This is a genomic window from Pseudomonas sp. S3_A09, assembly GCF_054668065.1.
Map to the genome: position 1 here is coordinate 2,487,691 of NZ_CP162752.1, position 11,908 is coordinate 2,499,598.

The 11,908-nt window shown below is 60.6% G+C and carries 13 protein-coding genes; 7 read left to right on the top strand and 6 right to left on the bottom strand.

Annotated features, from left to right (window positions below):
• The first annotated feature begins 22 nt into the window (after positions 1–22).
• From AB4N92_RS11810 to AB4N92_RS11820, 3 genes are read left to right on the top strand one after another with little or no spacing between them, the layout of a single operon-like run.
• Positions 23–661: an FMN-binding negative transcriptional regulator gene (locus AB4N92_RS11810; RefSeq protein ID WP_010207606.1), complete on the top strand. Its 639-nt coding sequence runs from the start codon at positions 23–25 to the stop codon at positions 659–661.
• The gene (locus AB4N92_RS11815; protein WP_010207608.1) at positions 658–1,104 is read left to right on the top strand and encodes a GNAT family N-acetyltransferase; all 447 of its coding nucleotides are present in this window, start codon (positions 658–660) and stop codon (positions 1,102–1,104) included. Before AB4N92_RS11810 ends, AB4N92_RS11815 begins: the two co-directional genes overlap by 4 nt.
• 10 nt (positions 1,105–1,114) lie before the next feature.
• Positions 1,115–1,786, top strand: a complete 672-nt coding sequence (locus tag AB4N92_RS11820; RefSeq protein ID WP_029529031.1) for a GNAT family N-acetyltransferase — start codon at positions 1,115–1,117, stop codon at positions 1,784–1,786.
• A 135-nt stretch (positions 1,787–1,921) separates the two neighbouring features.
• Here AB4N92_RS11820 and AB4N92_RS11825 read toward each other — a convergent pair whose 3' ends face one another.
• Positions 1,922–2,818, bottom strand: coding sequence for a homocysteine S-methyltransferase family protein (locus AB4N92_RS11825; protein WP_198729612.1), 897 nt, complete (start codon positions 2,816–2,818; stop codon positions 1,922–1,924).
• Positions 2,819–2,930: 112 nt separating this feature from the next.
• Here AB4N92_RS11825 and AB4N92_RS11830 point away from each other — a divergent pair, with 112 nt between their 5' ends.
• Together AB4N92_RS11830 and AB4N92_RS11835 are read left to right on the top strand one after the other, a co-directional pair.
• Entirely contained in the window at positions 2,931–3,752 is an 822-nt protein-coding gene (locus AB4N92_RS11830; RefSeq protein ID WP_047542424.1) for an ABC transporter substrate-binding protein, read from the top strand.
• Entirely contained in the window at positions 3,749–4,579 is an 831-nt protein-coding gene (locus AB4N92_RS11835; RefSeq protein WP_010207614.1) for an amino acid ABC transporter permease, read from the top strand. Before AB4N92_RS11830 ends, AB4N92_RS11835 begins: the two co-directional genes overlap by 4 nt.
• 3 nt (positions 4,580–4,582) lie before the next feature.
• On the opposite strand, the gene AB4N92_RS11840 is transcribed toward AB4N92_RS11835, so the two are convergent.
• The gene (locus AB4N92_RS11840) at positions 4,583–4,828 is read right to left on the bottom strand and encodes a hypothetical protein (protein WP_029529032.1); all 246 of its coding nucleotides are present in this window, start codon (positions 4,826–4,828) and stop codon (positions 4,583–4,585) included.
• Between AB4N92_RS11840 and AB4N92_RS11845 the strand changes: the two genes are divergently transcribed.
• Complete coding sequence (locus AB4N92_RS11845) at positions 4,827–6,119, top strand: autotransporter outer membrane beta-barrel domain-containing protein (protein WP_236266748.1); 1,293 nt, start codon at positions 4,827–4,829, stop codon at positions 6,117–6,119. The genes AB4N92_RS11840 and AB4N92_RS11845 overlap by 2 nt on opposite strands.
• 72 nt (positions 6,120–6,191) lie before the next feature.
• Here the strand turns inward: AB4N92_RS11845 and oadA are convergent, their stop codons facing one another.
• Both oadA and AB4N92_RS11855 read right to left on the bottom strand, forming a co-directional pair.
• Positions 6,192–8,000: a sodium-extruding oxaloacetate decarboxylase subunit alpha gene (gene oadA, locus AB4N92_RS11850; RefSeq protein WP_010207617.1), complete on the bottom strand. Its 1,809-nt coding sequence runs from the start codon at positions 7,998–8,000 to the stop codon at positions 6,192–6,194.
• 11 nt (positions 8,001–8,011) lie between these two features.
• The gene (locus tag AB4N92_RS11855) at positions 8,012–9,427 is read right to left on the bottom strand and encodes an acetyl-CoA carboxylase biotin carboxylase subunit (protein ID WP_003195732.1); all 1,416 of its coding nucleotides are present in this window, start codon (positions 9,425–9,427) and stop codon (positions 8,012–8,014) included.
• A gap of 196 nt (positions 9,428–9,623) precedes the next feature.
• Between AB4N92_RS11855 and AB4N92_RS11860 the strand changes: the two genes are divergently transcribed.
• Positions 9,624–10,598: a LysR family transcriptional regulator gene (locus AB4N92_RS11860; RefSeq protein ID WP_236266749.1), complete on the top strand. Its 975-nt coding sequence runs from the start codon at positions 9,624–9,626 to the stop codon at positions 10,596–10,598.
• Here the strand turns inward: AB4N92_RS11860 and AB4N92_RS11865 are convergent.
• Both AB4N92_RS11865 and hexR read right to left on the bottom strand, forming a co-directional pair.
• On the bottom strand, positions 10,528–10,725 hold the full coding sequence (locus AB4N92_RS11865) for a PA3496 family putative envelope integrity protein (RefSeq protein WP_021492569.1): 198 nt from the start codon (positions 10,723–10,725) through the stop codon (positions 10,528–10,530). The genes AB4N92_RS11860 and AB4N92_RS11865 overlap by 71 nt on opposite strands.
• Positions 10,726–10,886: 161 nt before the next feature.
• Positions 10,887–11,753: a transcriptional regulator HexR gene (hexR, locus tag AB4N92_RS11870; protein WP_003177007.1), complete on the bottom strand. Its 867-nt coding sequence runs from the start codon at positions 11,751–11,753 to the stop codon at positions 10,887–10,889.
• Positions 11,754–11,908: the final 155 nt, after the last annotated feature.

The window sequence follows — 11,908 nt, forward strand, 5'->3', positions numbered from 1 at the left end:
GCATTCGCCAAGGAAAATTTGCATGTACACACCACGCTCATTCGCCCTCGATGATTTGCCCGAACTGCATCAGCTGATCCAACACACTCGCCTGGCGCAAGTGGTGACGTTTGGTGAGCACGGCCTGCTGGCCAGTCACTTGCCACTGCTGCTCAACCCGGATGAGGGCCCGAACGGCACGCTCTACGGGCACCTGGCCAAGGCCAATCCACAATGGCAAGACCTGCACAACGGCAGCGAAACCCTGGTGATCTTTGCCGGTGCCGAGGCCTACATCAGCCCGGCGTTTTACCCGGCCAAGGCCGAGCACGGCAAAGTGGTACCCACCTGGAATTACATCGCCGTGCACGCTTACGGCAAGGCCGAGGTATTCAGCGACGCCCAGCGCCTGCTCGCAGTGGTCACGGCGTTGACCGATCGCCACGAAGGCAGTCGCGCGCAGCCGTGGAAAGTCAGCGACGCCCCGGCCGACTACATTGACGGCATGCTCAAAGCCATCGTCGGCTTCGCCCTGCCGATCGAGCGCCTGATCGGTAAACGCAAACTCAGCCAGAACCGCAGCTCGGCGGATATTGCCGGTGTACGCGAAGGCCTTGCCGCCAGCATCGATGTGCGTGACCAGACCCTCGCACGCTTCATTCCCCAAGGAGCCACAGAATGAGCCAGATCGACATCCGCCCAGTCACCGCCGCCGACCACGCCGCTTGGCTGCCGCTGTGGCAAGCGTATCTGACGTTCTACAACACCGAACTGCCCGACGCCGTCACCCAAAGCACCTGGCAGCGCCTGATCGACGCCAGCGAGCCTACCTACTCGGCCCTGGCCTGGCAGGACGGCAAGGCGGTGGGCATGGTCAACTTTATCTACCACCGCTCCAACTGGAGCATCGAGAACTCCTGCTACCTGCAGGACCTGCTGGTGGTCCCGACCGAACGCGGCACCGGCGTGGGCCGCAAGCTGATCGAATTCGTCTACGCCACCGCCAAAGCTGACGGTTGCTGCAAGGTCCACTGGCTGACCCACGAGACCAACGCCACCGCGATCCAACTCTACGAACGCATCGCCGAACGCCCTGGCTTCATCCAATTTCGCAAAGGCCTTTAAGGAGCGCAGCATGATGACCTCTCTCGCCAACTGGAAAGGCGTCCCGGCGCCCACAGCTCAACTGCTGGAAGGACGCTTCATCCGCCTGGAAAAACTCGATCCGGCCCGCCATGGCGACGACTTGTTCCACGCCCTCCATGGCCCAGGCGCGGATCCAAAACTGTGGGACTACTTGCCCTATGGGCCGTTTCCCGAGCGCAGCACATTCGATGCCTGGCTGAACAATCACGCCGCCAACAGTGATCCGTACTTTTTCAGCGTGATCGACCGCGCGACCGGTCAGGTACAGGGCATCCTCAGCTTGATGTCCATCGTGCCGGCGCAAGGTCGTATTGAAATTGGTCACGTCACCTTCGGTGCGCCGATGCAGCGCTCGCCCAAAAGCACCGAGGCGGTGTACTTGCTGGGCAAGTATGCATTTGAGCAGGGCTATCGCCGACTGGAATGGAAATGCAACAACGGCAATGCCCGTTCCAAATATGCGGCCGAGCGCTTGGGATTCAGTTTTGAAGGGGTGTTCCGCCAGCACATGGTGGTGAAGGGGCAGAACCGAGATACCGCGTGGTACTCGATCCTCGATTCGGAATGGCCGGCGATTGAGGCGGGGTTTGAGCGCTGGTTGTCGGAGGCGAATCAAACAACCTCAGGCCAACTCAACACACTGGCAGAGTGCCGAGCCTAGCCCCCACGGTCACCACAACATGAATGTGGGAGCGGGCTCGCTCACGAAGGTGGTGTTTCAGCCAACGACGATGTCGCCTGACCCACCCCTTTCGCGAGCAAGCCCGCTCCCACATTTGGGCCTGTGTGGGTTCAATTAACCCAGCTTCTGCGCCAACACGGCGATATGCTCCGGCCCAATCCCGCAGCACCCGCCCAAATGGCTGGCGCCACGTGCCTGCCAATCCGCAGCCCAGTGCAGATAGCCCGGCGGGTCAAGGTCGTCACGCAGTGGGTCCAGACCATCGTTGGCCGTGGCTTCCTTGGGTTGCGGCGGGAAGGCGTTGGCGTAGGCCCCTATTTCAATGTGCACGCCGAGCCGCTCGAAGGTTTGGCGCGCGGCATCAATCGCATCGCCGATCACTTCCGGCTGGCTGCAGTTGAACAACAACACCTGCACACCCAACTGCGCCGCCGCTTCGGCCGCGTCCGCCACTGGCTCGCCGGAGCGCAGGCGCGGCACGTCGTCGGTGTCTTCGTCCTTGAGGGTAAACGACAGCCAGAACGGCTTGCCGTCCTGCGGCAGCCCGACCTGGATCGCACGCGCTTCAGCGATGGAGCTCTGGGTTTCCGCCAGCCACAGGTCAACGTAGGGCGCAAGGCCCTGCACCAGTGGCGTCAGCAACTCGGCCACGCGCTGCGGCTCGAACAGATCGGGGCGATATGAGCCAAACAACGGCGGCAACGAACCCGCTACTCGCACGGCCTGACCGGAAGCTTCCACAGCACGTCGTGCCAGCGTACCGGCCAGGGCCGCCAGGGCCTGGCCCTCGGCAGCAAACCGCTCCTCGCCAATGTGAAACGGCACCACCGCGTAGCTGTTGCTGGTGATGACATTGGCACCGCTCTGGATATAAGCCGCATGCACCGCTTCAACCGCCTGCGGTGCTTCGCTCAACGCCAGTGCTGACCACTCCGGCTGCCGAAACGGCGCGCCGCGGCGCTGCAGTTCACGGCCCATGCCGCCATCGAGAATTACTGTTGCTGTGGCCATATGCTTTTTACTCATAAGCTTATGAAAATAACTCACTATGAGAGTCGTTCTTATAACTATTTAATACGCTCCATTCGGTACATAACAACTCTTTTTTCTAACGGTGTCCTTCATGAAACTTCAACCGCTGCTGGCCCTGGGCCTGACCCTGCTGGCCGCCTCGACTCAAGCCTTCGGCGGTGCGACGCTGGATCGCATCGAGAAGAACAAAGAATTGGTGGGCGTGCTGATGGAAAGCTATCCACCGTTCTCGTTCTTGAACGAGCAAAACCAGCTGGATGGCTTCGACGTTGACGTGGCCAGGGCCGTGGCGCAGAAACTCGGTGTGAAGTTGCGTCTTGAGACCCCGTCCTGGGACGTGATCGCCGCCGGGCGCTGGAGCGGGCGCTACGACATCTGCATCTGCTCCATGACCCCGAGCAAGGCTCGCGCCGAAGTGTTCGACTTCCCCGTGGAGTATTACGCGTCGCCGGCGGTGATCGTGGTCAACGCCAAGGATGATCGCATCCACAGCGCCAAGGACCTGAGCGGCAAGAAAGTCGGCCTCACCAGCGCCTCCAGCTACGAGAGCTACCTGAATAAAAACCTGGTGATTGAAGGCGCCGAGGACACCCAACTGCAATATCCATTCGAGGATGTGCAGATCGCCCCGTATGACACCGACAACGTGGCCTTCCAGGACCTCGGCCTGGGCGCCGGCGTGCGTCTGGATGCGATCCTCACCAACCTGGTCACCGCCCAACCGCGCCTGACCCAGGACAAGCGTTTCAAGCTGGCCGGCGAGCCGCTGTATTCCGAGCCCAATTCGGTGGCCATCGAAAAAGGCGACCCGCAGTGGGACAGCAAAGTGCGTGAAGTCTTCGCGCAGCTGAAACAGGACGGCACCTTGAGCAAGCTGTCGCAAAAATGGATCGGCGCTGACATCAGCCAATGACAGCATTTCCAACGCCTCCCAAGCCGCCGGTCAATGCATCGCGGCTTCAGCGCCTGCTGGGTTTCCGCACGCGGCTGTACCTGACCTGGGCCGCGCTGTTTTGCCTGTTTGCGAGTTTTTTCCTGAGCTTTGACCTGAAGTTCTCGATCATTCTCGACAAACTGCCCAACCTGGTGGGCCTGCACCTGGCGCCTAACGGTTTTCTGCAAGGCGCAGCGCTGACAGTGTTCCTGTGCCTGTGCGCAATCGTGGCCTCGTCGATACTGGGCTTTGTCACCGCGCTGGGGCGCCTGTCCAAAAGCGCCGTGGCCTTTGGCATTGCCAGCTTTTACGCGTCGTTCTTTCGCGGTACGCCGCTGCTGATCCAGATCCTCCTGATCTACCTTGGCCTGCCCCAACTGGGTCTGGTGCCAGGCGCCATCGTCGCCGGGATCATCGCGTTGTCGCTGAACTACGGCGCCTACCTGAGCGAAATTTTTCGCGCCGGCATCCTCGGCGTGCCTCACGGCCAACGCGAAGCGGCCCTGGCGTTGGGCATGCGTGACAGTGTGATCTTCTGGCACGTGACCCTGCCCCAGGCCATGCGCACCATCATCCCGCCCGCCACCAACCAGTTCATCTCGATGCTCAAGGACTCGTCCCTGATCTCAGTGATGGGCGTGTGGGAAGTGATGTTCCTGGCGCAGTCCTATGGACGCTCAAGCTATCGCTACATCGAGATGCTCACCACCGCAGCAATCATCTACTGGGTGATGTCCCTCGGACTGGAACTGATCCAGGCACGGATGGAGCGGCATTACGGCAAGGGCTACGTACGGCGCGGGTGAGGGTCAGTTGCTCCATTTACGACGGACCTTGACCACGCCCATCTGCAAGCCGAAGGGGCGGAACACCGCGTTCAGCGACTTCAGGGTCTGATTGCCTTCACCGTGTTCGATACGCGGCCACAGCAGATGCGTTTTTAATCGCGCCGGACTAGAGACAACTCCCGCAAACCAGGGGTAGTTGGCCTGACAGTTATCACCCCGCGATCTCGCTAAATTCCCGGCCTCATTCATCAGAGGTTGGGATTTCATGTCCTTTACACAACACCGACTCGCACTTGTCATTGCCCTTGCCCTCAGCGCCGCCAGCCTTCAAACCGCGCAGGCGCGAGGCGATATCGAATACCTGCCGTATCCGTTTCAACCCGACGATGCGCTGCCCGACGCGTGGCCTTACGAGCCCGAAGCCAACGCGGAGCCCCTCGACGGTTATCTCACTCAGAAAGCGACCTCCCACAATGGCTTGCAGGTGGCCAAGGTGCTGGAGCCCGCGTTGATTCGGTTACTGGAGTCCGGAGAACTGAACTCCGAGCAAATCAAAGCCCTGGAAAAATTCGGCGATGCACTGGGCAAACAACCCGGAGGGATCGGCGCAAGCCTTGAGCAGTTGGCCGGCAGCCAGAACGCCAACCTTGCCACGGCAACGCACAACACCACGCAGCACCTGAGCAACCAATTGCTCTCGACCCTACGCTCGTTGCCCACCGACGACGAAGGCCACGTCTGGGTGCAAGGCTTGGGCAACGGCGGCAGCCTCGACAAACAAGGCGGCAGCGCCGGGATGAAATACGAAAGCCAAGGCCTGTTGCTGGGTGCCGACTGGGCACTGGATGACGCGTGGAGAGTCGGTGTCATGGCCGCGAAATCCACCAGCAACCTCGATGCCCAACGTTTCTCCGCCAACTTGGACAGCTGGCACCTGGGGGGTTATGCCGTGCGCCAGGACGGACCGCTGGCCCTGCGCCTGGGTGCGATCTACAGCGACCATGCTGGCCAGAACAAGCGCAACGTCAACCTGCTTGATTACAAGGAGCAGCTAAAGGGCAAATACAACGCTCAAAGCCAAACCCTGTTCTCTGAAATGGGCTATCAATTGGGCGTCGCGGATCTGAGCATCGAACCCTTCGCAGGCCTCGGCTTCCAGCGCTACCACCGCGACAGTTTCAAGGAAACGGGAGGTCTGACCGCGCTGAACGTCGGCGCACAAACCCAGCAAAACCTGAGCAGCACTTTTGGCCTGCGCTTGGCAACGCTGTATCGATTCGATAACCAGATCAGCCTCACACCTCACCTCAGCACAAGCTGGAAACACCTCTACGGCGACGTCGACAGCCAGGTCCGCCAGTCCTATCGAGCCCTGCCGGCCATGGCAGACGGTTTCACCATCAATGGCACCTCGCTGGACCGCAATAGCCTGGACCTGCACGCTGGCCTGGACCTCGCGTTGTCGACACAGCACTCCGTAGGCCTGACCTACAGCGCCCAAGCCGGTACAAACAGCCGTAACCAAGGCTTGATGGGCCAATGGAAGATGAGCTTCTAAACCTGCCAGATTTCGGGCAAAAAAAGGGGGCACCTGCCCCCCGAGGATTAAACGGTAGTTTCGAAGGCTGGATCAGCCTTCGATTTCAATCAGGATTTCGCCAGGGTTGACCCGGTCGCCCTTGGCCACATGAACCGCGGTCACCTTGCCGGCAATAGCGGCCTGCACTTCGGTTTCCATCTTCATGGCTTCGGTAATCAGCACGGCCTGGCCGGCCTTGACCACGTCGCCTTCCTTGACCAGCACGTCGACGATATTGCCCGGCATTGCGGTGCTGACATGACCCGGCGCCGTAGCGTGCTTGCGGTTGCTGCTGCCACCGCTGACAAACTCGTTGAGCGGTTCGAACACCACTTCTTCCGGCATGCCATCGATGGAAAGGTAGAAGTGGCGCTTGCCTTCAGCCTTCACGCCCACACCGGTGATGTCCACGCGGTAACTTTCACCGTGCACGTCGATCACAAATTCAGTCGGTACGCCCTCGCCACCGACGCGCGCCACGCCGCCAGCTTCAGGGATCGGCAACAGCACTTCAGGCGCCAGGGTGCCGGCGTCGCGTTCTTCGAGGAACTTGCGCCCGATGTCCGGGAACATGGCATAGGTCAGCACGTCTTCTTCAGACTTGGCCAACGCGCCGATCTCGCCGCGCAGCTTGGTCATTTCCGGCTTGAGCAGGTCGGCCGGGCGTACGTCGATCACCTCTTCGCTGCCGATGGCCTGGCGACGCAGTTTCTCGTTCACAATGCCTGGCGCCTTGCCGTAGCCGCCTTGCAGGTAGAGCTTCACTTCGTTGGTGATGGTTTTGTAGCGCTCGCCAGCCAACACGTTGAAGAACGCCTGGGTGCCGACGATCTGCGAGGTCGGAGTGACCAGCGGCGGGAAGCCGAGGTCTTCACGCACACGCGGGATTTCCGCCAGCACTTCGTTCATGCGGTTGAGCGCACCCTGCTCTTTCAACTGGTTGGCCAGGTTGGAAATCATCCCGCCGGGCACCTGGTTGACTTGAACGCGGGTATCGACCGCGGTGAATTCGCTTTCGAACTGGTGGTATTTCTTACGCACGGCGTAGAAATACAGGCCGATTTCCTGCAGCAGCTCCAGGCTCAGGCCAGTGTCGAATTCGCTGCCTTTAAGGGCGGCGACCATCGACTCGGTGCCTGGGTGGCTGGTGCCCCAGGCGAAGCTGGAGATGGCGGTATCGATGTGGTCGGCACCGTTTTCGATGGCCTTGAGCTGGCACATCGCGGCCAGGCCGGCGGTGTCGTGAGAGTGGATGAAGATCGGCAGGCTTTGCTCGGCCTTCAACGCCTTGACCAGCTCGCCGGTGGCGTACGGCGTCAGCAGGCCGGCCATGTCCTTGATCGCAATCGAGTCGCAACCCATGGATTCCAGCTGCTTGGCCTGGGCCACGAAAGCTTCGACGGTGTGCACCGGGCTGGTGGTGTAGGCGATGGTGCCTTGGGCGTGTTTGCCGGCGGCTTTCACCGCTTCGATCGCCACGCGCAGGTTACGCACGTCGTTCATGGCGTCGAAAATGCGGAATACATCGATGCCATTTACGGCAGCCTTGGCGACGAAGGCTTTGACCACGTCGTCGCTGTAGTGGCGGTAGCCCAGCAGGTTCTGGCCGCGCAGCAGCATCTGCAGGCGAGTGTTGGGCAACGCGGCGCGCAGTTTGCGCAGGCGCTCCCACGGGTCTTCCTTGAGGAAGCGCACACAGGCGTCGAAGGTCGCGCCGCCCCAGACTTCCAGGGACCAGTAGCCGACTTTGTCGAGCTTGTCGCAGATCGGCAGCATGTCGTCGGTACGCATGCGGGTCGCCAGCAACGATTGGTGGGCGTCGCGCAGGATGGTGTCGGTTACGAAGATTTTCTTGCTCATTCTTATATTCCTCACAGGCCTGCGTGGGCGGCGATGGCGGCGGCGATGGCCAGGGCCAGCTCTTCGGGTTTGCGCTTGATCGAGTAGTTGGTCAGCTCAGGGTGGCTTTCCACAAAGCTTGTATTAAATTGGCCGCTGCGGAATTCCGGATTGCGCAGGATTTCCTGGTAGTAGGCGGCGGTGGTCTTCACACCTTGCAGGCGCATGTCGTCCAGGGCTCGCAGGCCGCGGTCCATGGCTTCTTCCCAGGTCAACGCCCACACCACCAGTTTCAGGCACATGGAGTCGTAAAACGGCGGGATGGTGTAACCGGTGTAGATCGCCGTGTCGGTACGCACGCCAGGGCCGCCGGGGGCGTAGTAACGGGTGATCTTGCCAAAGCTGGGCAGGAAGTTGTTCTTCGGGTCTTCAGCGTTGATGCGGAACTGCAACGCGAAACCACGGTGCTGGATGTCTTCCTGTTTCACCGACAGCGGCAGGCCGGAGGCGATGCGAATCTGTTCGCGGACGATATCAATACCGGTGATTTCTTCGGTGATGGTGTGTTCCACCTGCACCCGGGTGTTCATCTCCATGAAGTACACCTCGCCCTCGGCGAGCAGGAACTCCACGGTGCCGGCGTTTTCGTAACCCACGGCCTTGGCCGCACGCACCGACAGGTCGCCGATGTAGGCGCGCTGTTCTGGGGTCAGCTGGGGGCTGGGGGCAATCTCGATAAGCTTCTGGTTGCGGCGCTGGATCGAGCAATCGCGCTCGAACAGGTGCACCACGTTGCCAAAACTGTCACCGAGGATCTGCGCTTCGATGTGCTTGGGATTGACGATGCACTTTTCCAGGAACACTTCCGCCGAACCGAAGGCCTTGGTGGCTTCGGAGATCACGCGAGGGAAGGCTTGTTCAAGTTCTTCACGGCTGTTGCAGCGACGGATACCACGGCCACCGCCACCGGAAGTGGCCTTGAGCATCACCGGATAACCGATGCGGTCGCCTTCGGTCAGGGCTTCGTGGATATCCGCAACGTTGCCTTCGGTGCCCGGCGTGACCGGTACACCGGCCTTGATCATGCTGCGGCGCGCTTCGGTCTTGTCGCCCATGCGGCGAATCACTTCTGCCGACGGGCCAATGAATTTGATGCCGCGTTCGGCGCAAATGTCTGCCAGTTCGGCGTTTTCCGACAGGAAGCCGTAACCAGGGTGCAGCGCATCACAACCGGTTTCCACCGCCAGGTTCACCAGCTTGCGCGGGTTCAGATAGCCGGCCAGGGGCTCGGCACCAATGCTGTGGGCTTCGTCGGCACGCTTGACGTGCAACGCGTGGCGGTCGGCGTCGGAATAGACCGCGACCGAGCGAATGCCCATCTCGGCGCAGGCACGCACGATTCGTACGGCGATTTCACCACGGTTGGCGATCAGGATCTTTTTTATCACTTGGAAATTCCCTTGAGCCGATTGCTGCGTTCTTCGACCCGCTAGACCCGGGTCGGCGCGTGACCAAATGTTTCATGACAGTCGCGAGACACACACTAAGCCTGCAGAGGGATTAACAAAAATCAATAATTATTGGGTCGTGCATAAGTAAAGACTTATAGTTGGCCGGACGGCCTGGGGCGAAAGGATTGAAATAATGCGTAAATCATTGATGCGTATGACATTGCGTCAATTGCAGATCTTCAATGAAGTCTGCGATTTGCGCTCCTACAGCCGCGCAGCCGAGGAAATGTCCCTCACTCAACCGGCCGTGAGTCTGCAAATCCGCCAGCTGGAAGAGCTGATCGGCCAGCCGTTGTTCGATTATGTCGGCAAAAAGCTCTACATGACCGAGGCCGCCGAAGCCTTGCAACGCGCCAGTCGCGACATTTTCGGGCGCCTGGAAAACCTCGATATGCAGCTGTCGGATATGCAGGGTTCGCTGCAAGGCCAGCTCAAGCTGGCGATTGAGTCCAGCGCCAAGTACTTCGTGCCGCACCTGTTTGCCGCCTTCAAGCGCCAGCATCCGGAAGTGCAGTTGCACCTCACGGTAGTCAACCGCGCCCAGGTGATCCGAAGGCTCTCGGACAACCGCGATGACTTGGTGATCATGTCCATGGTGCCCCAGGACATGGGCCTGGAATTCCTGCCGTTCCTCAACAATCCGATCGTCGCCGTGGCGCCACACGATCACCCGCTAAGCCTGCAAGGGCCGCTGCGCCTGCAGGATCTGGAACCCTACACACTGTTGCTGCGCGAGCCAGGCTCCGGCACGCGACTGGCCTGCGAGGAGTATTTCAAGGAAAAACGCGTGCACTTCACCCAGGCGGTGGAAGTGGCCTCGGCCGAGGCGCAGCGTGAATGTGTATGCGCGGGGTTGGGCGTGGCCCTGCTGACGCGTCACGCAGTCAACATGGAACTGGCCACCGGCGGGCTCAAGGAGCTGCCGGTGGAAGAACTGCCGCTGTACCGCAGTTGGTGCCTGGTGCAAGCCAAAGCCAAGCGCCTGTCACCGGTGGCCCATGCGTTCCTGGGCTTTATCCGCAGCGAGCGGGTGCAGATCAGCGCACTGGCTGAGCGTTTCGCTGGGCACCCGCGGGCGCCTGCCAATGGAGTTCCGGGTAGTCACTGATGCTCTGGAGCAGTTGGCGCTCCTCGCAACGGTCTTCGATTGCGCGACGGAACGCCATGCGGCGCTGGTCTTCCTGCTGACGACGGGTTTTGACGGAGCTGTTGCTGTCTTCGTAGGGCCGGGCCATTTGGAGTCTCCCAATGCGAGTACGGGGAGTTCAGGATGGCCCTGGGCGATGACGGTTTGGCGGCGCGGGGGTTACAGGACGATGAATCTTCTAAAGCTGACGCAGATCCACTGTGGGAGCTGGCTTGCCTGCTCCCACATTTGACCGAGTGTGACTTTGAATCAATCGTCGAGGGCTTTGACCGATTTAGGCGACAGGCGAAGACTGCGCAAGCTGCGCTTCACGCTCTTGAGGTGGTTGACCAGGCTCGGCCCGCGCGCCATGGCCACGCCCATCGCCAGCACGTCGATCACCACCAGATGGGCAATACGCGAGGTCAGCGGCGTATAGATTTCCGTGTCTTCATGCACATCAATCGCCAGGTTGACCGTGGACAGTTCCGCCAACGGCGTCTGGCTCGGGCACAGGGTGATCAGCGATGCACCGCTTTCACGCACCAGGTTGGCGGTGATCAGCAGGTCTTTGGAACGGCCCGACTGGGAAATGCAGATGGCTACGTCCGTAGGCTTCAAGGTCACCGCCGACATCGCCTGCATGTGCGGGTCGCTGTAGGCCGCTGCGGTGAGCAGCAAGCGGAAGAATTTGTGCTGGGCATCGGCAGCCACCGCGCCAGAAGCACCAAAACCATAGAACTCGACACGCTGGGCCTGGGACATGGCGGTCACGGCCTTTTGCAACTCCACCGGGTCAAGCTTCTCCCGCACTTCCATCAAGGTGTGCAGGGTGGTGTCGAAGATTTTCAGGCTGTAGTCGGCGACGGAGTCGTCTTCATGGATCGCGAATTGGCCAAAGCTGGCACCCGCGGCCAGGCTTTGCGCCAGCTTGAGTTTCAAGTCCTGGAACCCGGAGCAGCCGATGGCGCGGCAGAAGCGCACGATGGTCGGCTCGCTGATGCCCACGCTGTGCGCCAGGTCGGCCATGGAACTGTGCATCACAGCCGCAGGGTCAAGCAGCACGTGATCGGCAACCTTGAGTTCCGATTTGCGTAACAGGTGGCGCGACTGGGCGATATGTTGCAACAGGTTCAAAGGGCAGGACTCTTGTTATGGGCAGGGCCAGGGATGTAGCAAGCTTGTAGTTATACTACAAGAATTGTCGTTTTGCCCGTCCGGCGCATCACTAAATCGCCCCGCCCCCCTTTGAATCTAAGGGCGGCCAAGTTGTAGCCACAGGGCGGCCCCAG